Origin of the sequence: Mycobacterium sp. ACS4331 (genome assembly GCF_001667265.1) — a bacterium.
Classification (GTDB): domain Bacteria; phylum Actinomycetota; class Actinomycetes; order Mycobacteriales; family Mycobacteriaceae; genus Mycobacterium.
This window is the reverse complement of record NZ_LZHW01000070.1, coordinates 1-24,390: the sequence shown is the minus strand read 5'-3', so window position 1 is coordinate 24,390 and position 24,390 is coordinate 1. Positions and strand designations below refer to the sequence as shown.

At 67.4% G+C, this 24,390-nt stretch carries 23 protein-coding genes and 1 tRNA gene; 18 read left to right on the top strand and 6 right to left on the bottom strand.

Translation table 11 applies throughout. The annotated features are described in order from the left end of the window. Nucleotides 1-220: 220 nt before the first annotated feature. Entirely contained in the window at nt 221-1,183 is a 963-nt protein-coding gene (locus A5727_RS16280) for a Bug family tripartite tricarboxylate transporter substrate binding protein (RefSeq protein WP_068251445.1), read from the bottom strand. A gap of 196 nt (nt 1,184-1,379) precedes the next feature. After that, nucleotides 1,380-1,462: transfer RNA gene (locus A5727_RS16275), tRNA-Tyr, on the bottom strand. 126 nt (nt 1,463-1,588) lie between these two features. Between A5727_RS16275 and A5727_RS16270 the strand changes: the two genes are divergently transcribed. The 4 genes from A5727_RS16270 (at nt 1,589) to A5727_RS16255 (ending at nt 5,164) form a co-directional block, all read left to right on the top strand. Further along, on the top strand, nt 1,589-2,080 hold the full coding sequence (locus A5727_RS16270) for a YajQ family cyclic di-GMP-binding protein (RefSeq protein WP_068251442.1): 492 nt from the start codon (nt 1,589-1,591) through the stop codon (nt 2,078-2,080). A 72-nt stretch (nt 2,081-2,152) separates the two neighbouring features. Next, a complete protein-coding gene (locus A5727_RS16265; protein ID WP_068251439.1) occupies nt 2,153-3,664 on the top strand; it encodes a flavin-containing monooxygenase in 1,512 nt (503 codons plus the stop codon). 56 nt (nt 3,665-3,720) lie between these two features. Continuing rightward, on the top strand, nt 3,721-4,071 hold the full coding sequence (locus A5727_RS16260; RefSeq protein ID WP_068251436.1) for a PASTA domain-containing protein: 351 nt from the start codon (nt 3,721-3,723) through the stop codon (nt 4,069-4,071). A gap of 67 nt (nt 4,072-4,138) precedes the next feature. Then, on the top strand, nt 4,139-5,164 hold the full coding sequence (locus A5727_RS16255; RefSeq protein WP_068251433.1) for an NAD(P)H-dependent glycerol-3-phosphate dehydrogenase: 1,026 nt from the start codon (nt 4,139-4,141) through the stop codon (nt 5,162-5,164). 2 nt (nt 5,165-5,166) lie between these two features. Here the strand turns inward: A5727_RS16255 and A5727_RS16250 are convergent, their stop codons facing one another. Next, the gene (locus A5727_RS16250) at nt 5,167-5,700 is read right to left on the bottom strand and encodes a hypothetical protein (RefSeq protein WP_068251430.1); all 534 of its coding nucleotides are present in this window, start codon (nt 5,698-5,700) and stop codon (nt 5,167-5,169) included. A gap of 471 nt (nt 5,701-6,171) precedes the next feature. Between A5727_RS16250 and A5727_RS16245 the strand changes: the two genes are divergently transcribed. The 10 genes from A5727_RS16245 to A5727_RS16200 all read left to right on the top strand — a co-directional run bounded on the left by A5727_RS16245 (nt 6,172) and on the right by A5727_RS16200 (nt 16,702). Next, complete coding sequence (locus A5727_RS16245; RefSeq protein WP_068251461.1) at nt 6,172-6,990, top strand: MlaE family ABC transporter permease; 819 nt, start codon at nt 6,172-6,174, stop codon at nt 6,988-6,990. A gap of 1 nt (nt 6,991) precedes the next feature. Next, nucleotides 6,992-7,849, top strand: coding sequence for an MlaE family ABC transporter permease (locus A5727_RS16240; protein WP_068251427.1), 858 nt, complete (start codon nt 6,992-6,994; stop codon nt 7,847-7,849). Next, nucleotides 7,850-9,433 (top strand): MCE family protein, encoded by a 1,584-nt coding sequence (locus tag A5727_RS16235; RefSeq protein ID WP_068251424.1) that lies wholly within the window; start codon nt 7,850-7,852, stop codon nt 9,431-9,433. It abuts the gene before it with no gap. Further along, on the top strand, nt 9,430-10,485 hold the full coding sequence (locus A5727_RS16230; RefSeq protein ID WP_068251420.1) for an MCE family protein: 1,056 nt from the start codon (nt 9,430-9,432) through the stop codon (nt 10,483-10,485). Before A5727_RS16235 ends, A5727_RS16230 begins: the two co-directional genes overlap by 4 nt. Then, the gene (locus A5727_RS16225; RefSeq protein WP_068251417.1) at nt 10,478-11,524 is read left to right on the top strand and encodes an MlaD family protein; all 1,047 of its coding nucleotides are present in this window, start codon (nt 10,478-10,480) and stop codon (nt 11,522-11,524) included. The genes A5727_RS16230 and A5727_RS16225 overlap by 8 nt, the downstream gene beginning before the upstream one ends. Beyond that, nucleotides 11,521-12,639: an MCE family protein gene (locus A5727_RS16220; protein ID WP_068251414.1), complete on the top strand. Its 1,119-nt coding sequence runs from the start codon at nt 11,521-11,523 to the stop codon at nt 12,637-12,639. The genes A5727_RS16225 and A5727_RS16220 overlap by 4 nt, the downstream gene beginning before the upstream one ends. Continuing rightward, nucleotides 12,636-13,925, top strand: coding sequence for an MlaD family protein (locus A5727_RS16215; RefSeq protein WP_231992098.1), 1,290 nt, complete (start codon nt 12,636-12,638; stop codon nt 13,923-13,925). The genes A5727_RS16220 and A5727_RS16215 overlap by 4 nt, the downstream gene beginning before the upstream one ends. Then, a complete protein-coding gene (locus A5727_RS16210) occupies nt 13,922-15,175 on the top strand; it encodes an MlaD family protein (protein ID WP_068251408.1) in 1,254 nt (417 codons plus the stop codon). Before A5727_RS16215 ends, A5727_RS16210 begins: the two co-directional genes overlap by 4 nt. 106 nt (nt 15,176-15,281) lie before the next feature. Then, nucleotides 15,282-15,899: an Rv1363c family protein gene (locus A5727_RS16205; RefSeq protein ID WP_157521410.1), complete on the top strand. Its 618-nt coding sequence runs from the start codon at nt 15,282-15,284 to the stop codon at nt 15,897-15,899. 20 nt (nt 15,900-15,919) lie between these two features. Then, nucleotides 15,920-16,702, top strand: a complete 783-nt coding sequence (locus A5727_RS16200; RefSeq protein WP_068251458.1) for an RsiV family protein — start codon at nt 15,920-15,922, stop codon at nt 16,700-16,702. 20 nt (nt 16,703-16,722) lie between these two features. On the opposite strand, the gene htpX is transcribed toward A5727_RS16200, so the two are convergent. Continuing rightward, on the bottom strand, nt 16,723-17,631 hold the full coding sequence (htpX, locus tag A5727_RS16195) for a zinc metalloprotease HtpX (RefSeq protein ID WP_068251402.1): 909 nt from the start codon (nt 17,629-17,631) through the stop codon (nt 16,723-16,725). Nucleotides 17,632-17,705: 74 nt separating this feature from the next. Continuing rightward, on the bottom strand, nt 17,706-18,713 hold the full coding sequence (gene grcC1, locus A5727_RS16190; RefSeq protein WP_197507678.1) for a nonaprenyl/(2E,6E)-farnesyl/geranylgeranyl diphosphat synthase: 1,008 nt from the start codon (nt 18,711-18,713) through the stop codon (nt 17,706-17,708). Nucleotides 18,714-18,734: 21 nt separating this feature from the next. On the opposite strand from grcC1, the gene menJ reads away from it, so the two are divergent. Continuing rightward, nucleotides 18,735-19,967, top strand: coding sequence for a menaquinone reductase MenJ (menJ, locus tag A5727_RS16185; RefSeq protein ID WP_197507677.1), 1,233 nt, complete (start codon nt 18,735-18,737; stop codon nt 19,965-19,967). Nucleotides 19,968-19,980: 13 nt separating this feature from the next. Here menJ and A5727_RS16180 read toward each other — a convergent pair whose 3' ends face one another. After that, nucleotides 19,981-21,216 (bottom strand): TetR/AcrR family transcriptional regulator, encoded by a 1,236-nt coding sequence (locus A5727_RS16180; protein WP_068251399.1) that lies wholly within the window; start codon nt 21,214-21,216, stop codon nt 19,981-19,983. Between the two features lie 282 nt (nt 21,217-21,498). Here A5727_RS16180 and A5727_RS16175 point away from each other — a divergent pair, with 282 nt between their 5' ends. The 3 genes from A5727_RS16175 to A5727_RS16165 all read left to right on the top strand — a co-directional run. Next, complete coding sequence (locus A5727_RS16175; RefSeq protein ID WP_068251396.1) at nt 21,499-22,311, top strand: MlaE family ABC transporter permease; 813 nt, start codon at nt 21,499-21,501, stop codon at nt 22,309-22,311. Then, nucleotides 22,308-23,174 carry an MlaE family ABC transporter permease gene (locus A5727_RS16170; RefSeq protein ID WP_082949843.1) on the top strand — a complete coding sequence of 289 codons (867 nt, stop codon included), beginning with the start codon at nt 22,308-22,310 and terminating at the stop codon, nt 23,172-23,174. The genes A5727_RS16175 and A5727_RS16170 overlap by 4 nt, the downstream gene beginning before the upstream one ends. Beyond that, nucleotides 23,174-24,390 (top strand): MCE family protein (locus A5727_RS16165; protein WP_157521409.1); only part of this gene is annotated, 1,217 nt, incomplete at its 3' end. The genes A5727_RS16170 and A5727_RS16165, both read left to right, overlap by 1 nt.

Sequence of the window (24,390 nt, the reverse complement as noted above, 5' to 3'; positions counted from 1 at the left end):
AACTCCTCGAACAACGCGCCCGATCGATCACCGACCAGCGGCTCAACCGCCTCCTCGGGGAACGCCATGATCGACATAACCCCAGTCAACCAGCACCCACCGACAAAAATGGGACCCGAAAGACCCAGCAATGCAAGGCGTTCAGAACTTCACCGAGACTGGTCGTCAAACCCGCTCCCGCTCCCCGGTTCTCGGGCCGGTGCCCCCGTCCTCGGCGCGCTCAGGACGTTTCGAGAGCGGCGCGGAGGTCGGCTTGGGTGTCGGAGAGGAACGCCTCCAACTCGTCACCGACCATGAACGTCGTGGTGAAGTGGCGGTCTTGCGCGATCTGTTTCCAGGTGGGTGTCTCAACCATCGTCGCGAGCGCCTGCTGCCAGTAGTCCACGGCATACCGCGGCATGTTCGGCGGGCCGTAGAGCCCGCGCCAGTTCGAGAGAGTCACGTCGAGGCCCTGCTGCCTGGCGGTGGGGACGTCGAGGCCGGGCAATGGCTCCTCGGCGAGCACTCCGAGGGCCTTGAGGTCGCCTGACGCCACGTGGTCGACGAACTCGCTGACCCCACCGATGGCCACCCCGATCTCGTTGTTCGCAAGTGCGGCGATCTGATCGCCGCCGCCTTCCTGCGTCACGTAGTGCACCGTGGCGGGGTCACCGCCGGCAGCGGCAACCAGCAGATCGAAGGGTGCCTCATCGTCGCGCGCCGCACCGACTGCGACGCGGGCGGGGTCGGCCTTGATCGCGGCCAGCAGGTCGGTGAGGTTGTTGAACGGTGCGTCGGGTCGAGTGACGACCACGAAATATTCGGTCATCAGCCGAGCGATCATCGTGACGTCGTCGTAGCCGTACCGGGAGGTGCCACTGAGCTGATTGGCCATCATGGCCAACGAGGTGACCGAGATCTGATTGTCGGCGCCGTTGTACTCCTCGACCATCGTGGCGAGGAAGTCGGCGCCGCTGGCACCCGGCCGGTTCTGCACCGGGAGCGGTACATCGACGATGTGTTCGGCCTGCAGTGCGTCGACGACCGAGCGGATCGTCAGGTCGAACCCGCTGCCCGGACTCGCGCCCGCCGTCATCGTCACCGGGCCACTCGGGTACGGCGCGGCGGCGGCGGTCGGCCCGAAGGCGTGGCAGGCGGTCGACAGCACCGACACGACCAGTACCGCGCGGATCAGCGTCTTCAATCTCGCCTGCTCTCTGTTGGACGGGGTCGGCTTCGAGTACCAGCGACCATAAGGGTCCGCCCATGAGCAATGCCTGCGTTCGCGTGAATTTCGCAGCGCATGAGCCCCGCATCCAGGGCGGGACTTCGCCGGATCCCGTCGCTCAGTGCGGCCTCAAAGCAATCAGGCCCCCTCGATGAGGGGGCCTGATCAGGTGTGGCAGGTACAGGATTCGAACCTGTGTAGGCGTTAGCCGACGGATTTACAGTCCGCTCCCATTGGCCGCTCGGGCAACCTGCCGGGTCTCGCGCCTCGCTCGGGGAAACAGGGCCCCGCGTTTGGTGCGAGTAGCAGGGTACAACGAGGATGTACTGAACACGAAAACGGCACCACACAGCCACCACCGAGCAGAGGGGATGGGATCCAATGGCGGATTCATCGTTCGACGTCGTGAGCAAGGTCGACCGTCAGGAGGTCGACAACGCGTTGAATCAGGCGGCCAAGGAGCTGTCCACCCGGTTCGACTTCCGCGGCACCGACACCACCATCGCCTGGAAGGGTGAGGAGTCCATCGAGCTGGTCAGCTCGACGGAGGAGCGCCTCAAGGCCGCGGTCGACGTCTTCAAGGAGAAGCTGGTCCGGCGCGACATCTCGATGAAGGCGTTCGACGCGGGCGAACCGCAGGCCAGCGGCAAGACCTACAAGCTCACCGGCACCCTCAAGCAGGGCATCGACAGTGAGAACGCGAAGAAGATCACCAAGATCATCCGCGATGAGGGCCCCAAGGGCGTCAAGGCGCAGATCCAGGGCGATGAGATCCGGGTCAGCTCCAAGAAGCGCGACGACCTGCAGGCCGTCATCGCCCTGCTCAAGGGCTCCGATCTCGACGTCGCGCTGCAGTTCGTCAACTACCGGTAGGGCGACTGGCCCAACCGGTGGGTTGATGCCTATCTTGGGAAGTGACGAAGACCACATCGCGATAGGGCAGGTATGACGGCGATCGATCACGACCCCACCACGGACACCGGCGAGAACGCCGAGCAGTTCGATGTCCTCATCGTCGGCGCTGGCATCTCGGGGATCGGAGCGGCCTACCGCATCTCCGAACGCAACCCCGGGATGTCCTACGCGATCCTCGAACGCCGCGAGCGCATCGGCGGAACGTGGGATCTGTTCCGCTACCCGGGCGTGCGATCGGACAGTTCGATCTTCGGATTGAGCCTGCCCTACGAACCGTGGACCCGCCGTGAGGGCATCGCCGACGGTGAGCACATCCGCGAGTACCTCACCGACACCGCGCGCAAGCACGGCATCGACCGCCACATCCGGTTCGGCAACCGCGTGCACACCGCCGAATGGGATTCGGCCACCGACACCTGGACCCTGCGCGCCGAGGAGGGCGGCGTCGAGAAGGTGTACCGGGCCCGCTTCGTGTTCTTCGGCAGCGGCTACTACAACTACGACGAACCGCACTCCCCCGACTTCGAGGGCAGCGAAACCTTCGAGGGTCCGATCGTCAACCCGCAGCACTGGCCCGAGGACCTCGACTACGCGGGCAAACGCATCGTCGTGATCGGCAGCGGCGCCACGGCGGTGACGCTGGTGCCCGCCCTGGCCCGCACCGCCGAGAAGGTGACCATGCTGCAGCGCTCACCGACCTACATCGCGCCGGGCCCGCGCGTACACCCGGTGTTCGAGGTGCTGCGGAAGTACCTGCCGCGCCGGATCTCCCACGCCCTGGCACGGTGGTACTTCTCCGCCGTCGAGTGGGTCACCTACATGCTGTGCCAGAAGTTCCCCACCATGATGAAGGGGTTCTTCCGCCGCAAGGCCATCACGAACCTGCCCCCCGGCTATCCCGTCGACGTCCACTTCAAGCCGACGTACGATCCCTGGGATCAGCGCGCGTGCCTCGACGCCGACGCCGACCTGTTCGAGGCCATCTCGGCCGGTCGCGTCGAGGTGGTGACCGACCGCGTCGACCGGTTCGACGCCACCGGAATCTGGCTCAAGTCAGGACAACACCTGCCGGCCGACATCATCGTGACCGCGACCGGCCTGCAGTTGCAGGCGCTCGGAGGCGTGGCGATCCTCGTCGACGGCACCGAGATCAAGCCGCAGGAACTGTTCGCCTACAAGGCTCACATGCTCGAGGGCGTGCCCAACCTGGCCTGGTGCATCGGTTACACCAACGCCTCGTGGACGCTGCGCGCCGACATGACCGCGCAACAGGTGGCAAAGCTGTTGGCGTACATGAACGCCCACGGGTACACGCACGCCTATCCGCATCGTGGTGACGATCCGCTTCAGGAGAAGTTGGCCTGGGACATCAAGGCCAACTACGTGCTGCGCTCACCGCACGCGCTGCCCAAGTCCAGCACGAAGCGGCCGTGGATCGTCCGGCAGAACTTCTTCGCCGACGCGATCGACCACCGTTTCGACCGGATCGATGAGGCGATGATCTTCGGTCGCGTTCCGCATCGCAGCACGCTGTCGGCCTGACCGCGCCGACAGGACACTCCCAGCCGCACCGCAGCGTCCTGGCGGGTCCGATCGCCATGCTGGTCACCATCGACGACCAGGTGATCGAGGTGGGCCGCATCATGGGCACAACAACAAGGGCCGTAGGGGCCGCTGTGGCGGCGGGCGCGCTGGCACTGCTGACCGGTGCCGGGGTGGCATCGGCGGCGAAGGCGATTCCGGACGTGGACGGGATGTCGTGGAACGACGCTCAGAAGGTGTTGAAGGCGGCCGGTTTCAACCCCGGCGTGGCCGCCGCGACAGGCGATCACGAGAAATGGGCGGACTGTGAGGTGACCGACGTTCGGGAGGCCGCGCAGTTGACGGGGTCGATGAACGACCTCACGGTGGCACTGAACTGCGACGCCAAACCCACTCGCAAGGGGTGACCCGCGCGCCACACCAGTTCGGCTGATCTGCCGGTCAACGCCGGTCCCGACCAATACGCTGATCGCCATGTCTTCAGCGCAACGCGAACCGCGAGTGGTCGTGCTGGGCGGCGGGTCGTGGGGGACCACCGTGGCAGCCATCTGTGCCCGTCGAGTGCCCACCCTGCAGTGGGTGCGATCGGAGCAGACGGCCAAGGACATCAACGCTCATCACCGCAACAGCCAGTACCTCGGCGACGCGGTCGTGCTGCCGGAGACGCTGCGCGCCACCAACGATTTCTCCGAGGCGGCCAACTGTGCCGACGTGATCGTGATGGGTGTGCCGTCGCACGGCTTCCGCGCCGTGCTGTCCGAACTCGCCAAGGAACTGCGCCCGTGGGTCCCCGTGGTGTCGCTGGTCAAGGGGCTCGAGCAGGGCACCAATATGCGGATGAGCCAGATCGTGAACGAGGTGCTGCCCGGCCATCCCGCCGGAATTCTGGCCGGGCCCAACATCGCCCGTGAGGTCGCCGAGGGGTATGCGGCCGCGGCCGTGTTGGCCATGCCGGACCAGAGCCTGGCCGCCAATCTGGCCAATCTGTTCCGCACCAAGCGTTTTCGCACCTACACCACCGACGACGTGATCGGCGTCGAGATGGCGGGTGCGTTGAAGAACGTGTACGCGATCGCTGTCGGCATGGGCTATTCGCTGGGCATCGGCGAGAACACCCGCGCCATGGTGATGGCCCGCGCGGTGCGTGAGATGGCCAAGATGGGTGAGGCCGCCGGAGGCCACCGCGACACCTTCGCGGGCCTGGCGGGCATGGGCGACCTGATCGTCACGTGCACCTCACAGCGCAGCCGCAACCGCCACGTCGGTGAGCAGCTCGGCCAGGGCAAGTCGATCGACGAGATCATCGCGGCGATGAACCAGGTCGCCGAGGGCGTCAAGGCAGCGAGCGTGATCATGGAGTTCGCCGACAGGTACGGCCTGAACATGCCGATCGCGCGGGAGGTCGACGGCGTCATCAACCACGGGTCGACGGTCGAGCAGGCCTACCGCGGCCTGGTTGCGGAGAAGCCCGGCCACGAGGTGCACGGGTCGGGCTTCTAGCCTCAGTTCGCGTACGGGTTGGTGCCCTCGGGCCGGTAGAGCAGCGGGTTGACCTCGAGCAGGAAGCTGCCGGCGGGGCTGAGCACGAATCCGGTCTGGTCCGCGGAGTTGACGCAGATCGTGGTGGCGGCGCCGTCGTTGGTGCAGCTGACGGTCCGGAAGCTCATTCGGGTGTTCGGCGGCAGCTGCTTGACGTCACCGAACGCCGCGAAGATCGGCCGGTCCGACGACGTGAATGCTGGGGCGCCCACTGCGCCGGCGCTGACCACGTTGGCCCCATTCGGCGCCGCCGGAATCGGACCGCTGCACCCGTAGGCGCCGTTGGTGCGGTCGAACGCACAGACCAGACCGTCGCCGGTGCCGAACGCGTAGTAGCGATCATTGAGCGCCGAGTACTCGACCGGGCTCACCGGCGGAAAGGCGTTGACGTCGGGAATGGTGGGCGGGGCCGCCGGATCCGCTGCCGCCGTCGCGGGGAGGGCCAGTGCGCCCGCGGCCATGGCCGCCAGCGCCGCGGTACGCACGATGCTCAACACCTGGTTCACACTAGGTCTTCGCCTGCCGCCCCGCACAGCGTTACTCCCGCCGGGACGCACGGGCACAGTTCGAACAACTGCCGCACGGCGACACTGATGACGTGACATCATCACGCTCGACACCACGCGTGACGCGGTCGCCGCGACCGGCGCCGAACCCATAGCTAAGTTAACGATTGTGTCAATTTGACGCGCCCGTAGAGCCCGCTGGTCAGCCACCACCAAATGGCTCATAACCCCTCTTACGTGCGGTTATGAGGCGCCTATCCGCCATCGGATCACGGCGGATCAAGTTGACGGTAATTCTTACCAAACCAGTGACATGGACGCCGCTCGCCGCTACGGTGTCCAAGTTGGTAACACCGGTAGTCAGAAGCCTGGCTCGGATGAGGTGTCGATCCGGGGAATGGGGAGGAACATTTGGCTGCGCCGGTTGACAAGGCGGCCCCGAGCGGTGCCCCGCATTCGGGCATCCGCGAGATCGAGGACTGGAGCGCCGGGTACGTTCGGCGACATCCGCTCGCGTCACTGGCCACCGTCGGCGATCAGTTCGTCCTCGGCCTGCGGACCCTGCAGTACCTCGTCATCGACCTGGTGACCGGCCGCTTCCAATGGCGGGAGTTCATCAAGCAGGGCGCATTCATGGCCGGCACAGCCGTGGTCCCGACGGTTCTGGTGGCGCTTCCGATCGGGGTCACGCTCTCCATCCAGTTCGCGCTGCTGGCCGGGCAGGTCGGCGCCACGTCGCTGGCCGGGGCCGCCAGCGGACTCGCGGTGATCCGGCAGGCCGCCTCGTTGACGGCGGCGATCCTGATGGCCGCCGCGGTGGGTTCGGCGATCACGGCCGACCTCGGCTCTCGAAAGATGCGCGAGGAGACCGACGCCATGGAGGTCATGGGCGTCTCGGTGATCCGCCGCCTGGTGGTGCCGCGCTTCGCCGCGGCCGTGATGATCGGCGTCGCGCTGACGGGCGTCGTGTGCTTCGTCGGCTTCCTGGCCAGCTACCTGTTCAACGTCTACTTCCAGAACGGCGCGCCGGGCAGCTTCGTGGCGACCTTCGCGTCGTTCGCGACCACGGGCGACATGATCGTGGCGCTGATCAAGGCCGTGATCTTCGGCGCCATCGTGGCGGTGGTGTCCTGCCAGAAGGGGCTGTCCACGGTCGGCGGCCCGACGGGCGTCGCCAACTCCGTCAACGCCGCGGTAGTGGAGTCGATCCTCATCCTGATGATCGTCAACGTCGCCATCAGCCAGCTGTACATCATGCTGTTCCCGCGAGTGGGGCTGTGACATGACGGCCTCCAGTTACACCCCCAAACTGCTGTCGCCGTGGATCAGGCTCTACCGGCGGACCACCGTTCCGATCATCCGGCTCGGCCACATGCTGGTGTTCTTCGTCCGCGCGATCGCCGCGGTGCCGCTGTCGCTGCGCCACTACCGCAAGGAGTTCGTCCGGCTGCTGTCCGACATCGCCTGGGGCAACGGCTCACTGGTGGTCGGCGGCGGAACCGCGGGCGTGGCCGTGGTCCTCGGTATCACCGTCGGCGCCCTGGTCGGGATCGAGGGATACAACTTCCTGGACCTGCTCGGCCTCGGCCCCGCGACCGGCATCATCTCCTCACTGGTCAACACGCGGGAACTGGCGCCCATCGCCGCGTCGCTGGCCTTCGCCACGCAGGCCGGGTGTCGCTTCACTGCGCAGCTGGGCTCGATGCGCATCGCCGAGGAGATCGACGCGCTCGACGCCGTCGCGATTCGCCCCATCCCCTACCTCGTGACCACGAGGCTGATGGCGTCGGTGGTCGCGGTGATCCCGCTGTATGTGGCGTGCCTGGCCGTGAGCTACCTGACCACGCAACTGGTGGTGCGGTTGATCAGCGGCGGTGCGACGGGGTCCTATCTGCACTACTTCACGCTGATGCTGTCCGGTCAGGACATCGTCTACTCGCTGTTCAAGACCATCATCTTCGTGTGGATCGCCTCGACGGTCCAGTGCTACTACGGCTTCTACGCCTCGGGCGGCCCCGAAGGTGTCGGGGTGGCCGCCGGACATGCGATGCGGGCCAGCATCACGGTCGTGATCATCGTCAACATGCTGCTGACCATGGCGCTGTGGTCGGTCGACGCGGGAGCGAGGTTTGGCGGTTAGATGACGTCGAATTCGTTGGAACCCGACGGCCGGGGCGTGTCGGAACGCCGCCTGCTGCTGTGCGGTCTCGCGGTGCTCCTCGTGGCCGCCGTCGTGTCGGTGACGCTCGTGGTCAAGGCCACCGGGCGGCTGGACCCCCACGTCCGCGTCGTCGCCGCACTCGTCAACGTCGGCGACGGGCTGCCGCAGCGGTCCGACGTGAAGTACCACGGCGTCCTGGTCGGCATGGTCAACTCGGTGACGCCTGCCGCACACGGCAATCCGAACTACGTCGACATCGACCTCAAACCCGAGTACGCCGGATCCATTCCCTCGACGGTCACCGCCCGCGTGGTTCCCAGCAATGTCTTCGCGGTCTCGTCGGTCCAACTGGTCGACCGCGGCGCCGCGCCGCCCATTCAGGCCGGCGCCCAGATTCCCGAGGACACCGAACTGCCGACGGTGCTGTTCCAGACCACGATCAGCAAGCTGCGGGACATCCTTGCCGCCACCGGACGTGGCCGTGAGGACAAGACCATCGGCCTGCTGGCCGCCGTCAACGCCGCCACCGAGGGCCGCCGTACCGACCTGCTGACCTCGGGCGCGCAGTTGAACCGACTGCTCGACGAGCTCGACTCCGTCGTGGCGACCGAGCCCGGGCCCACCACGGTCTCGGCCCTGACCGACGCCGCGCGCGGACTGGCCGACACCGCACCCGAACTCATCGACGCCCTGCATCAGGCCGTGCAGCCCATGCGGACGGTGGTCGAGCAGCAGGCCCAGCTGACCGCGCTGATCAACGGCGGCCTGCACACCACGGCCACGACGCACACCGCGTTGAGCAATCACACCGATCGCCTCGTGAAGATCACCGGCGAGCTGACCCCGGCCGTGGGCGCCATCGCCGAGATCGCGCATCACTTCCTGCCCGCCTTCGTCAAACTCAACGGGCTGGCCGACAAGTACTTCAACGAGGTGTACATCCCCGAACTCGGCATCGGCAACATGCGGGTCAACCTGTCGTTCACGCCGTCCTACACCTACACCAGGGCCGATTGCCCGCAGTACGGAGAACTGAAGGGTCCCAGCTGTTTCACCGCCCCGCTGGTGCCCGTCCGGCCGCAGCTTCCCGACTCGGTCCTGCCGCAGAACTATCAGCCGCCCAAGGACCTCGCGCCGCCACCGGGAACGGTCCTGGGCCCCAACGGAAATCTGGTCGCGGTCGGTCCGCCGTACATCAACCCGACTCCGAGCCTGGCCGACCCGAATCCCCCGCTGCCGCCCGGCATGAACCCGTCGCCGCCGGTTCCCGGAACGGCCAACCCCGCGCTGATCCCGACCCCTCCCCCGCCGGTGCCGTTGTCACCGCCGGCCCCGGTGGCACCCAAGCCGGGCAGTCCGCCGCCGGGTGGACCCGGGTTCTCCGCCGAGGGCGCGTCATTCGGCGGCAACGTCGGACCGGTCGGCAGTGAGCAGGAGCGTCTCGCGCTCAGCGTCGTCACCGGCCAGCCCGCCAACCCGGCCACCCAACTGCTGCTCGGTCCGGTGGCCCGCGGAACCACCGTCACGCTGGGCGATCAATCAGGCGAAGGAGGTTCGCGTTGAAGTACCGCGGAGCGCTCGTCGGACTGTCGCTGTTCATGGCCGTGGCCCTGACCCTGACCTGGCTGGTCTATGTGACCCTGCGCCGCGACGTGTCGGGTCACACCGTGCCGTACGCCGCGATCATCTCCGACGTGTTCGGCCTGCGCGAGGGTGACGACGTCCGAATGGCCGGGGTGCGCGTCGGACGCGTCGAGAAGATCGAGTTGCAGGGCGACGTGGCCAAGGTGTCGTTCGTGGTGCAGAGCGATCAGCAGGTGCTCGGCACCACCGTGGCCTCGGTGATCTACCAGAACATCGTCGGGCAGCGTTATCTCGGGTTGTCCCTGGGCAGGCTCGGCGAACCCGGGCCACTGCCCCCGGGCAGCGTGATCCCGCTGGAGCGCACCGACCCGTCGTTCGACGTCGGGACCCTGCTCAACGGGTACGAGCCCCTGTTCTCGGTGCTCAACCCGCGCGACGCCGACAACCTCACCAAGGGTGTGATCGAGTCGCTGCAGGGCGACAACGCGTCGATCGCGGCCCTGGTGGACCAGACCTCGAAACTCACCGACTCGTTCGCCGGCCGCGACGAGGAACTCGGCCAGGTCATCACCGACCTCGACTCCGTGGTCGGCAACCTGGCCCAGCACAATGACACCCTCGACCAGGTGATCGACGAAACCCGGTCCATGGTGAGCACATTCGAGGCCCGCAGGCCCGAGCTGGTGGCGTCGATGGGCTCGATCTCGTCGGTCGTACGGCAGCTGTCGGCGATCTCCGACGAGGTGTACCCGCCGCTGAATGAACTCGTCACGCGGGAACCGGGTTTCGCGCAGCACCTGGTCAGCATCGAGCCGCAGTTGGCCTACACCGGTGCCAACCTGCCGCTGCTGCTCAAAGGATTCGCGCGGGTCACCGGTGAGGGCTCGTACGTCAACGCCTACATCTGCGACCTCAACATCACCGGGTTCTTCCCCGGCCTCAACGACGTCGTGCCGATCATCGTCGACGCGGCAACCCCGGGCGGCAAGGCCCGACACACCCCGAGATGCAGGATCACCGAGAATGGCTGAGCAGAAGACGAAGTCACGTGTGTGGCAGCGACCGGTGGAGAGCTGGAACCGGACCTGGCTGGGCTTCATCGCGGTGGCAGTGGTGGCCGCCCTGATCGGCACGCTGCTCGCGATCAAGGTCGCCGACGTCGGCTACCGGCACTACACCGCCCGCTTCCTGCAGGCCGCGGCGCTGCGTCCGGGCAATCCGATCATGATCGCCGGGATTCCGGTCGGTGAGGTCACCGACATGAAACTCGCCGGCGACCACGTCGAGGCGGCGCTCAAGGTCCGCGGGGACATCACCTTCGGGCAGAACTCGCGCGCCACGATCAAGATCACCACCATCCTGGGTTCCCGGTACCTCGCGCTGCATCCCGCCGGCCCGGGAACGCTGCCCGACGACACCTTCGACCTCGACCACACCGAAGTGCCGTACGACCTGCAGGAGGCGCTGTCGGACGTCACCACCACCTTCGAGCAGGTGGACTCCGACAAGTTCGCCGAGACGCTGGGCATCCTGGGCAAGCAGATGGACTCGCTGCCCGCGATCGTGCCGCAGGCCATGCAGAACACCCACACGCTCGCGACCATCGTCGCGCAGCGGCGCGACCAACTCGGCTCGCTGCTCAAGACCACCGAGATGGTGACCAACACGCTGCGCCGGCAGCAGTCGACACTCGGCAGCCTGGTCAACCAGGGCAACAGCCTGGTCGGCGAATTCGTCTCGCGGCGTGAGTCCTTCCGGTCGATGATGGCAGGACTGACCAATCTCGTGGAGACGCTGAGCAGCATCGTGATCGACGACCGCCCCGAGTTGGAGGCCCTGCTGGTCAACCTCCGGGAACTGACCGACATGCTCAGCCAGCACGACGATCTGCTGCGCAGCATCCTGCAGTCCGGCCCCGTCGCGCTGCGCGGCATCACCAACGCCACCGGAACCGGCAATGCCGCCGACCTCCACGCTCCCGGCGGCCTGCTGGTGGACTCCTGGATGTGCGCGATCAGCGGCCGCGCCGAGCAGTTCGGCATGATCCAGTACTACAAGGACTGCAGATGACCAGGGGCCGAAGCAGACTCGTCGCCGTCGTCACCACGGCGATCGCGCTGGGGGTCGTCGTCCTCGCCGCGGGCGGGATGTTCGTCCAGGACAGGATGAACGCCATCTCCGTGACCGCACAGTTCGACAGCGCCGCGGGACTCTACGAGGGCAACACCGTCGCGGTGCTGGGCATGCCGGTCGGCCAGGTCACGAGGATCACCCCCAAGGGCAGCTACGTCGAGGTCGAGTTCACCGTGGACAACGACGTGTCGGTGCCCGCGGACGTGCAGGCGGTCACGATCTCGAACTCGATCCTCACCGACCGGCAGATCGAACTGACCCCGGCCTACACCGGCGGACCGAAGCTGGCCGACAAGGCCACCATCGGACTCAATCGGACCCGGACACCGATCGAATTCGCCCGAGTCCTCGATGTCTTGGACAAGATGGCCGGGTCGCTGCGCGGCGACGGCGAGGGCAACGGCCCCCTGGCGGACGTGGTCAACGCAAGCGCCGCGATTGCCGACGGCAACGGCCAGATGATGAAGGACGCCCTCGGCGAACTGTCGAACGCACTGCGACTCAGCAGCGAACGCGGTGACGTCACGCGCGACCAGTTGACCACGATCATCCGCAACGTCAGCTCACTGCTGCAGGCCGCGGCCGACAACGACGGCACGCTGCGCGAATTCGGTTCCACGGTAAGGGCTCTGAGCCAGATCCTGGCCGACGAGAACCTGGGCACCGGAACCACGGGAAAGAAGATCGACGAGGTGATCAAGCAGGTCAGCGAGGTGCTCGACAAGCATCGCGACACCGTCAAGCAGATCGTCTCCAACAGTGACACCGCGCTGACCACCACGGTGGAGCACAAGCGGGATCTGGCCGAGTTCCTCGACCTCGCCCCGATGACGCTGGACAACCTCTACAACGTCATCGACCAGCGCAACGGCGCGGCACGAGCGCACGTGCTGGTGGACAAGGTGCTGTTCGACACCCAGACCATCAAGGAGGTCTGCAACATGATGGGCCTGCGCCAACTCGGTTGCAGCACCGGAACGCTGCAGGACTTCGGCCCCGACTTCGGCCTGGCCTACGTGCTGGACGGCCTCGCGGCGATGGGGCAGAAATGATGATCCTGGGCAACCGAGGCGCCAGACTCGTTCTGCCGCTGGCACTGACCGCATGCCTGAGTGCATCGGCCTGCGCGACGGAGGGACTGGGGTCGCTGCCGCTGCCCGCCCCGGGCGTGGGCTCCGGCGGGTACACCATCACCGCGGTCTTCTCCAACGCGCTCAACCTCCCCGAGGACGCCAAGGTCAAACTCGCCGGCGCCGACGTCGGCCAGATGGAGTCGATGGTTGCCTCCAACTACACCGCGGTGGCCACCCTGCGCATCATGGACGGCGTGCGACTGCCCCGTGGCACCACGGCGGAGCTGCGGTCGGCCACACCGCTCGGCGACGTCTTCGTGTCGGTGCGGCCACCGGCCACAGTCGACCCGAACGCACCGCTGCTGGCCGACGGCGACACCATCGAACTGGACTCCACCACCTCGGCGGCCACCGTCGAGTCCGTGCTCGGCTCGGCCGCGATCCTGGTCAACGGCGGCGCCGTGCGCAACTTCACCAACATCATCAACGGCCTGGGCAAGGCGACCGGCGACCAGGGCCACGCCTTCGGTGCACTGATCGACAAGACAAACCGCACGCTGGGCAGGCTCAATGCCCGCTCGGGCGACATCGAGACCGCGATGACCGAGACGAATCGACTGGTGGCCCAGATCGAGTCGAAGAACGACACCTTGGGCGAGTTGATGAGTCAGGCGGGTCCGGCCACCCGAGCACTGTCCGAGAACACCGCGGGCATCGCGGATCTGGTCACAACGCTGGGCGACACGGGAGACCAACTGAGGAAGTTCCCGTCGATCGCGGGAACCGACACCAGTGGGCGCAGCGTGATCGCCGACGCCAACCAGATCGCCGGAGCCTGGAACGATCTGGTGCTGGCCCCCGACGCCACGCTGTACTCGCTGAACCGGTTGATGCCTCCGCTGATCAAAGCCACCGCGGGCAACTCACTGGCGACCCGGGCCAGCATCGACCGGCTGATCCTCGGGTCGATCCCGGACATCGGATTCGCCGGTGACCCCGGACTGCACGGTCCCAAGCGCTACAACTGGGAGCAGATGGTCGGCTCCTTCAAGTACACGCTGTGGCGGCTTCAGGAGCGGATCGTGGGCAGAGGTCCCGGCGTGCCGCAGGTTCCCGTGATTCCCAGCCCCACCGAACCCGGCCAGATCATCGTGGCCCCCACCGCCGAAGCGCCACCGCCCGGTCCGCCACCGGCCGAGGCGCCCCCGCCCGTACCGACCGAAACACCCTCGCCCGCTTCCCTTCCCGCCGAGGCACCGCAGTGATCGGCACCGTCGCCGACGGCATCGTGGGTGCGGTGCGCGCCGGGCACCGCCGGAAAGCCTGGTTGTCGGCGGCCGCCCTGATCCTGACACTCGTGGTGGCAGGTGCCTACCTGCTGTTCGGCGCGCTGCGGGTGAACCCCTTCGCCTCGAGCTACCGGGTCACCGTGCAACTCCCGGAATCCGCGGGTCTGCTGCCCAATCAGGACGTGACGCTGCGCGGGGTCCCGGTCGGCAGGGTGGAGCGCCTCGACATCACCCCAGACGGCGTGAACGCCGTGGTGAACGTGAAATCGTCGGTGCAGATCCCGGTTTCGAGTGACGTCCGGGTGTCGGGGCTGTCCCCCGCCGGTGAGCAGTACATCGACTTCACGGCGGATTCGGAGGCCGGACCGTACCTGGCGGACGGCGGCGTCATCGAAAAGGGCCGGGCGGGGGTGCCGGTCAGCCTCGCGGATCTGCTGGCCAACGCCGACGGCGCCCTGGCCCAGGTCGACACCTCCAAGATCGAGTTGATGAAGCGCGAACTGAGCCTGAGTCAGGCCGGACCGCAGAAGCTCGCGGACATCATCGACGGCGGGACGTTCCTGCTGTCGACGCTCGACTCGGTGCTTCCGGAGACCACCAGCATGCTGCGCACCAGCCGGGTCGTTCTGACCCTGGCCGCCGACAAGAACGCCGGAATCGAGGTGGCCTCGGACAATCTCCACCGGACCCTCGGCGGCATCGCCAGCATGAGTGAGGGTTTCGCACGCCTCACCGACCAGGCACCGGACGCACTGACGAAGGTGGACAACCTGTTCACCGACAACTCCGACACCATGGTCGGCCTGCTCGGCAACCTCACGACGACGTCACGGCTGCTCTATCTGCGGGTGCCCGCACTGCATGCGCTGTTCCCCGACCACCGCACCTCGGTGCTCGACGCCCTGGGAAGCGTCATGCACGACAACGGATTGTGGGCGACGGCCGACATCTACACGCGCTACTCGTGCGATTACGGCACACCGCGCCGCGCACCGTCGGCGGCCGACTTCGCCGAACCGTTCATGTACACCTACTGCCGCGACGAGCATCCCGGCGTGCTGGTCCGCGGCGCCAAGAACGCGCCCCGTCCCGCCGAGGAGGACAACACCGCCGGTCCGCCGGTCGGCGCTGACCTGGGCCGCGTCACCGATCCCACCCCGAAGGGGCGGTTCTCGATTCCCACCGAATACGGCGCTCCCGCGCCGTCCTTCGAACCGCCCCGTTGACACCCGACCCGTAGAGGAGACATCGTTGCCTGTGGCTTCTGACAACAAGTCCGACATCAAACCCAAGAGCGAATCCGAGGACACCACGTCCGTCGAGGCCGATCACCTGGCCGATTCGCCGGCGGAATCCGACACCGAACCCGCCGACACCGAAGTCGCCGACGAGGCCGACACGACATCCGGCACCGACGAGGAGGGCTCGGGCGACGGCGCCGAGTCGGAGGCCGAATCCGAACCCGCGCCCAAGCGCCGGGGCCGCGTGGCCATCGCCGTGATGGCCGTCCTGCTGGCCGCGGCACTGGGCGGGGCCGGTTTCCTCGGCTGGAAGGTGTGGGACCTCACCAGCGTCGCCTCCGCGGGTCGACAGGCCCAGGACGCCGCGGTCGCCTACGCGCAGGTGCTCACGAGCATCGACTCGAACAAGGTCGACGAGAACTTCAACCAGGTGCTCGACGGTGCCACGGGTGAGTTCAAGGACATGTACTCGCAGTCGAGTGTGCAGTTGCGCCAGCTCCTGATCGACAACAAGGCCACCGCACACGGTGTCGTCGTGGACTCGGCCGTGCAGTCGGCGTCGCGGGACAAGGTCGTCGTCCTGCTCTTCGTCGACCAGGCCGTGTCCAACACCAACGTCCCGGATCCGCGCATCGACCGCAGCCGGATCAAGATGACGATGGAGGACGTCGACGGCCGTTGGCGGGCAAGCAAAGTCGAACTGCCCTGATCGCGGTGACCAGCCTCGCGATCCGCACCGGTCTGGCCGCGGTCGCCGTCGTCGCGGCGGGTGTCCTGAACGCGCCGAGCGCCGGGGCGGCGGCAGCGTCCTTCTGCGCCGAACTCGACGGGCAGTGGGACGGGCTGTACTGCCGCACCGCCGTCACGTCACCGCGCAACGCGGTCCGCGACATCAGGGTCGCGGTGCCCGCCGAACTGATCGACGACCCGGTGGCCGGCCCAGTGATCCGGGACTACCTGACGAATCTGGTGGGCAACTGGCGACGGGTGGCCATGACGATGGTCGCGGACAGCTGGGGTGAGGGGAACTACGAGATCTTCCGCCGCGGCGACACGGTGTCGGCGGTGTTCCGGGAGACCTATCATGCCGACGGGCCCGACTTCAACAATGCCTATCGGACCTTCACGTTCGATCTGGCCGGCGGTCGCCAGCTGAGCCTGGCCGACCTGACCAAGCCCGGTCTGGATCCGCTGACCGCGATCCCCCCGCTGGCGCACCCGTACGTCGTGCAGGCACTCGATGTGGCACCGCCGGCTCACCAACCCGGCACGTATCCCTTTGTGCCGGAACGGTGGACGCCCGACAAGGTGTACTCGGGCGGGTACAAGGCGTGGGCCCTGACCCCCGATGAACTGATCCTCTACATGCCGGACTACCCCGTCGGCCGGGACTCCCCGACAGACTTCACGCCCGGCGTCATGCAGTGGAACATGGACGGCGGAACGGTCAAGGCGCACATCCCGCTGGCCGCACTCACCCCGGTGCTGCGGCCCGAATTCGGCGGCGCCTGAGACGAACCGGCTGGACCGGCTCAGTACCCGCCGGGCGGCCGAGTGCCGTCGCGGCCCGCCATGTCCTCGAGGCGCCGGATCCGGTCCTGGATGGGCGGATGCGTCGAGAACAGCTTGCCGATGCGCTCACCCGCGCGGAACGGGCTCGCGATCATCAGGTGCGCCTGATCGGCCAGCTTGGGATCCGGCGGCAGCGGGGCCTGCTCGACGCCACCGGAGATCTTGCGCAGCGCCGACGCCAATGCCAACGGGTCACCGGTCAACTCGGCACCCGACTGGTCGGCCTGGTACTCGCGTGAGCGCGACACCGCCATCCGGACCACGGTGGCGGCCAGCGGTCCGAGAAGCTGAATCAGCAGCAGGCCCAGAAAGTTCCCGCCGCCCTGACGGTTGCTGTTGCCGAACATGCCCGCGATCCACGCGACGTTGGCCAGCGCGGTGATCACCGAGGCCATGGCGCCGGCCACGCACGAGATCAGGATGTCGCGGTTGTACACGTGCGACAGTTCGTGGCCCAGCACCGCACGCAGTTCCCGCTCGTTGAGGATCTGCAGAATGCCGGTGGTGCAGCACACCGCCGCGTTGCGCGGGTTGCGGCCCGTGGCAAAGGCGTTCGGGTTGGCGGTGTCGGAGATGTAGAGGCGCGGCATGGGCTGGTGTGCCGTGGTGGCCAGTTCCCGCACGATGCGGTGCATCTCGGGAGCCTGCAGTTCGGTGACGGGCTGTGCGTGCATGGCCCGCAGGGCCAGCTTGTCACTGTTGAAGTACGTGTAGGCGTTGGTGCCGAGCGCGAACAGCAGCGCGAACCAGATCCACATGGTGGAGCCGGTCGACTGGGCGAACAGCGCGCCGATGAACATGATCAGCCCGGTGAACCCCAGCAGCAGCACGAAGGTTTTTATGCGGTTGCCCGCCGGGTGCCACGTCATGAGTGTCCTCCTGCAATCTCGGTGTCCTGCGCTGATTAAACGCCAAACCCGGGCTCGCAGGTTCCCGCAGGGGGTTATCCGTGTCGGTTCACGGTGTAGTCGACCAGCGAAGCCAGCGCCTGCCGACCGGGCGAGTCCGGCAACTCGTCGAGTTCGGCGCGGGCCTTCGCCGCGTATTCGCGCACGGTCTCCTTGGCCTTCGCGATGCCCGACGACGCCCTCAGCAGGCCCAGGGCCTCGTCGACCAGGGCGTCATCCTCGACCGGTCCGCGCAGCAGTTCCCGGAGCCGCTCGGCGTCCGGACCGGTCTCGCGCAGCGCATAGAGCACGGGCAGGGTGTGCACACCCTCGCGGAGGTCGGTGCCGGGAAGCTTGCCGGACTCGTCGGGGTCGCTGTCGATGTCGATGATGTCGTCGGAGATCTGGAAGACCATGCCGACGATGCCGCCGAGGCGGGCGAGGCGTTCGATCTGCTCGGGCCCGGCCCCGGAGAACGTGGCGCCGAAGCGGCCCGATGCGGCGATCAGGCACGCCGTCTTCTCGTAGACCACCTTCAGGTAGTGCTCGACGGAGTCGACGCCGTCGGCCGCGCCCCTGGTCTCGCGCATCTGGCCGGTCACCAGTTCGGCGAATGTGTCGGCGATCACCAGGACCGCCTCCGGCCCGAGCCTCGACACCAGACGCGACGCCGTCGCAAACAGGTAGTCACCGGCCAGGATCGCGATGTTGTTGCTCCAGCGGGCGTTGGCGCTGGGCGCCCCGCGCCGCACCTGGGCCTCGTCCATGACGTCGTCGTGGTACAGCGTGGCCAGGTGCACCATCTCGATGACGGCACCCGCGATGGTCACCTCGGCGGCCGTCGGCCGGGGGCCCAGCGATGCCGCCAGCACCGTGAAAAGTGGGCGGAACCGCTTTCCACCGGCCTGGAACAGATGCTGGACGGCCTCTGCCATCAGATCGTCCGCACGACCCAGTTCGGTCTGCATCAACTGCTCGATCTGGGCCACTCCGTCGCGGACGCTCTGCGCGAATTCGGCGTCCCCGAAGTCCACTCCCGCCACCACGCTCGCCGGTGTCCTCATTGGTCCAACATACTGGGCACCGTGAACAGCTACGCCGCCCATACCGCCGAGGTGGTCGTCGTCGGCGCCGGACCGGCTGGTTCGGCGGCCGCGGCCTGGGCCGCCCGTGCGGGCCGCGACGTCCTTGTGATCGACTCCGCGACCTTCCCGCGCGACAAGACCTGCGGCGACGGTCTGACGCCGCGCGCTGTCGCCGAACTGCAGCTCCTGGGGCTGGGCGGTTGGCTCGACGAGCACATCCGGCACCGCGGCCTGCGCCTGGCGGGTTTCGGTTCGTCCGTCGAAGTGTGTTGGCCCGGAGCGTCCTTTCCCGCCACCGGGTCGGCGGTGCCCCGCACCGAACTCGACGACCGGATCCGCCGGGTCGCCGAGGATTCCGGCGCCAAGATGCTGCTCGGAGTCAAAGCCGTTGACGTCGAGCATGATTCGACGGGACGAGTGTTGTCGGTGGTGTTGGCCGACGGTTCCCGGGTGGCCTGCCGCGCTTTGATCGTCGCTGACGGGGTCCGCTCCACGCTGGGCCGCGTGCTGGGCCGCGAGTGGCACCAGGAGACCGTGTACGGCGTCGCGGCGCGCGGATATCTGGCCTCCCCGCGTGCCGACGAACCGTGGATCTCTTCGGATCTGGAACTGCGGTCCACCGAAGGGGCCGTGCTCCCGGGCTACGGATGGATCTTCCCGCTGGGCAACGGTGAGGTGAACATCGGTGTCGGCGCGCTGGCCACCGCCAAGCGACCCGCCGACGTCGCGTTGAAGCCCTTGATCAGGCACTACACCGACCTCAAACGGGTGGGCTGGGGGTTCGAGGGACCACCGCGTGCGGTGGCCTCGGCGCTGCTGCCGATGGGCGGCGCGGTCTCCGGTGTCGCGGGCCCGAACTGGATGCTGATCGGTGACGCCGCGGCCTGCGTCAACCCACTCAACGGCGAGGGCATCGACTACGGCCTCGAGACCGGGCGGCTGGCCACCGAGCTGCTGGACTCCCCCGACGTCTCGGCGGCGTGGCCCGCCCTGCTGCGGGCGCACTACGGCAAGGGGTTCTCGGTGGCCCGCAGGCTGGCGCTCTTGTTGACCCTGCCGCGGTTCCTGCCGCTGACGGGTCCGATCGCGATGCGGTCGACGGCGCTGATGGGCATCGCGGTGCGCGTCATGGGCAACCTGGTCACCGACGAGGACGCCGACGCGGTCGCGCGGGTGTGGCGGGTCGCCGGGGCGGGGTCACGGCGCATCGACCGCCGCAAGCCGTTCTCGTGAGCCCCGGCACCCGTCACGCCGACAAGTCAACCGCGATGCCGTCGTCGTCAGGGATGTCGACCGGCGTGTCGCTCTGTCCGATCAGGGTTGTCGTGACGAGCGACCGCACGCGCGCCCGGGTGTCGTCGGAGTCCTGGTGCCCGACCAACCGGCCGAGGTCGACGACGAGCGCGAACGCCGCGTGCACCACGCATCGCGCCTCGGCCAGGTCGTACTCGGGTTGAACCGCGGCGACCAAGGTCGCCCACGCCTCGACAGTCGCACGTTGGATGTTGCGCAGCACACGCTTCTCCGAGTCGGGTAGGTTGGTGCGCTCGGTGTGGTAGACCTGCGCCAGTTCGGGATTCTCGAACGACCTGGCGATGTAGGCGTCGATGAGGAGGGACAACGCCCGCACTGGATCAGGCTCTGCGGCAAGGATTCTCGACACGTCCGCCGAGACTCGGTCGGCGACGCGCCGGAAGGCCGCGGCCAGGATGTCGGACTTGCCGGTGAAGTACCGATAGATGCCCGAGGCCGTCATACCGACCGCCCCCGCGATGTCCTCCATGCTGGTCTGGTGATAGCCGCGGTCGTGGAACAGATGCAGTGACTGCTGCAGCACCGCCTCGTACTTGCCCGCGGACACCGCACCGCGCTTGTGGGCCCGCGCATGCGAATCCTCCGGCGGCAGAAGCACATTGAGCAGGTCCGCGGTCCGACTGGCCAGCAGTGCGCGGATCTGGCCGGCTCCGAGCTGGGTGTGATGATCCGAGATCGACCCGATGACGCTCAGCACGGCCGACGACAGCGTCCACCGGTCGCGACCCGAAAGATCCGGCCGCAGTTGACGAAGCGGAACCTGCAGGCGCCGGTTCACCAGCTTCAACTGATCGACCAGTTCGATCTGGTCGTCGTCGTTGAGATAGCGCGCCTGACGGCGATACAGCCCACCGGTACCGCGGTTGGCGAGCGTCACCTCGATCAACGCGGCCAGGATCTGGTCACGCAGCACGACCGGATCAACGTCCTCGGCCTCGTCGACGAACGCGGTGCAGGCACTCAGGTGGCCCCCGAGCGTCATCACGGCGTCCCGGAACAGGTGGTACTTGCTGGGCGAATGGCGGTACAGCGCCGCCGCCGAGATACCGACTCGCCCCGCGATGTCCTCCATGCTCACGGCATGGAAGCCGGACTCGCCAAAGGCGTCCGCCGCGGCCCGCGCGATCTGGGCCTTGCGGTCGCGAGGACGCCTGCGCACCGAGGACATGGCCGCCACCGTAACCCACGTAGCCCCCAACTACGAAGCAGAACTTGGTACAACATCCGGTGACGAGGTCAAAGGCGTGATTCCTCCCCAGAATGCGGCTGAACAGGGAACAAAGGCGCCCATTCCGTTGCTGGCGGGCTGTGAGAGCCACGTAATCGGCAGATGAATTGCCATTAACTTACGGCTTGCGCGGGCCCTCATTGCTGTGACATGCTCCACACGACCGGGGGGTCGGAGCGGCTGCACCCACGGGCGCAGTGGAGCTTTTTCGGGAAGGACGTCATGACGTACGAGCTGCCGGCATCGAAGGGGCCGGTCCGTGACCTCATGGTCCAGGGCGGCTACGTGCTCGGGTTCTCCGTGCAGGCGCTGGCCAGTGTCGTCGTCGCGATCGCCCGCCGCCGTCTGGCGCTCGAAGAACTTGTGGCACAGACCCTGTTCATCGGCCGCGTCTGCACCGGTCCCGCACTGCTGTTGATGATGCCGATCGGCGTCTTCATCGCGGTCTCGGTCGGCGAACTGGCCGGCCGGATCGGGGCCGGCGGATACTCCGGGGCCGTTGTCGCGTTCATCATCGTCGGCCAGGCCGCGGCGCTGGTCTGCGCGCTGATGATGGCGGGCGTGGCCGGTTCGGCGATCTGCACCGACCTCGGCTCCCGCAAGATCCGCGAAGAGGTCGACGCCATGGAGGTGATGGGCCTCGACGTGATCGAGCGCCTGGTGGCTCCTCGTCTGATCGCCGCTGTCATCGTGTCGATCGCGCTGTGTTCGATGGTCACCTTCGGCGGCGTGTTGGCGTGCTACCTGTACCACATCGGCGTCCAACACCTGCCTGCCGGAACGTTTCTCGCGACCTTCAGCCAGTACGGCCGGGTCTCCGACTTCGGCATGGCGCTGGTGAAGGCCGCAGTCTTCGGCCTGACGGCCACGCTCGTCGCGACCTTCAAGGGCCTGCACGCCAAGGGCGGTCCCCGCGGGGTCGCCGACTCCGTGAATGAGGCCGTGGTGCTCGCGTTCGCGCTGGTGTTCATCCTCAACACGATCCTGTCCGCGCTGTACACCGTGGTGGTGCCTGCGGTGGGGAGCTACCGATGACCGCACTGGCGTATGTGAAGAACACGGCCGCGGTGCACCGGATCGCCACACCCGCGAGCGCAGGATACGAGGCGCTGGCCACTGTCGGCCAGCACGTCAGCTTCTACTTCAAGGTGCTGGCCACGCTGCCGTACGCGTTGGTGCGCTACCGCAGACACACCCTGAGCCAGGTCGGCGAGGTCACCTTCGGCACCAGTTCGCTGCTGTCCGGTGGTGGCACCATCGGCATCGTCTTCGCGATGTCGCTCGCCGCCGCCATGATGCTGGGCGTCGAAACCCAACGCGGCCTTGACCTTGTCGGCATGAACACGCTGTCCGGCATGCTGGCCGCGATCGCCAACACCCGCGAACTGGCGCCCGTCGTGGTCGCGATCGCCCTGGCCGCCAAGGTCGGCACGGGTTTCACGGCGCAGATCGGGGCCATGCGCATCTCCGACGAGATCGATGCACTGGACGCGATGGCGCTGCGTTCGGTGCCGTTCCTGGTGGGCACCCGCGTGATCGCGGCCGTCATCTGCGTGATCCCGATCTACATGATCGGCCTGCTCGCCAGCTATCTGTCCACGCGCACGGTCGTGGTGTTCTTCAACGGTGCCTCCCCCGGCACCTACGACTACTTCTTCCATCTGGCACTGAGCCCGCAGGACCTGCTGTACTCCGGCATCAAGGCGATCGTGTTCGCGATTGTGGTGGCCCTGGTGCACTGCACCTACGGCTATTTCGCGTCCGGCGGTCCCGAGGGCGTCGGCCAGGCCGCCGGTCGCGCGCTGCGCACCGCGATCCTGGCGATCGGTGTGCTCGACGTCCTGCTCACGTTCGCACTGTGGGGGCTGGTCCCCGAGATTCCCGGAATGGGTGTGTGATGGCCAGGCGCAGAGCATTTCTCCCCAGCCGGCCCTGGCTCGCGGTGCGCGGTGTGGTCGCGGTCGCGGTCGCCGGATGCGTTGCGGCACTTCTGGTCGGCCGCGCCACCGGCAATCTGGACCCCACCGAGGACGTGTACGTCGGGGTACCCGTCTCGGCGGGCCTGATCACCACCTCTGCTCCCGTGCGCTACCACGGCGTCAACGTGGGCCGGATCGCCGAGATCGAGTCCGGCACCCAGACCTCGCGGGTGCGGTTGACCATTGACCGCGAATCGCTGCCGCTGATCCCGGATTCGGTGGTGGCCCGCATCGTGCCCCGCACCTTCTTCGGCGACATCTACCTGCAGTTGGCCGACGGACCGCACGGTGTCAGCAGCCAACCACTGGCCCCCGATGCCACCATCGCGATCGACGACAGCGCCGACGCCCTGGCACTCTATGACGTGTTCAAGAAGATCGTGGATGTCTTCTCGACCATCAAACCCGAGAAGATGCAGTCCGCGTTGACGGCCGTGAGCCAAGCGCTGCGCAACCGCGGCGGTCAGATCGGCTCCACGATCGACAACCTCAGCGCCGTCTCCGCGACGCTGACCCCGACGATGACCCAGTTCCTGGACGCCACACCGCAGTTCCGCGAGGTGATGTCGGCACTGCACACCGCGACCCCCGACATCCTGACCACCCTGTCGGCCGCCACCGAGGTGTCCAATCGGATGGTCGACGACAGCGCGGCGCTCGGTACCGCACTCTCAAGCATGTCCGACCTCGCTGCGGTGCTCACACCATTCGTCGCCGACCACCATGAGTCGCTGATCCGGATCGTCGACTCCGCGGGCCGGATCATGGCGACGACGGCGGGTTCTCCCGGGGCACTGGCCGAAACCCTGTCCGGGGTCATGACCTTCGGCGACGCCGGGTCGCGTGCGTTCGGCACCGGCAAGTTCAACATCACCGCGGTCGCGACGTTCGCCGGGCCCATGCCCTACTCGGCCGCCGACTGCCCGGTCTACGGCACCACCTACGGTGCGCACTGCGCCGACTCGGACCCGTTCAACCCGGTTCCGACGACCCCGCTGCACATCCCGGTACCCGAGAACTTCGACATGCGCTCGCAAGCACCCGTGGCATTCCTGCCCGAGGGGCAGCGCAGCGGCGGCGTGCCGCCGCCTCCCCCGGCAGCTCCCCCGGCAGGGGAGCGACGGGCGCCTCGACC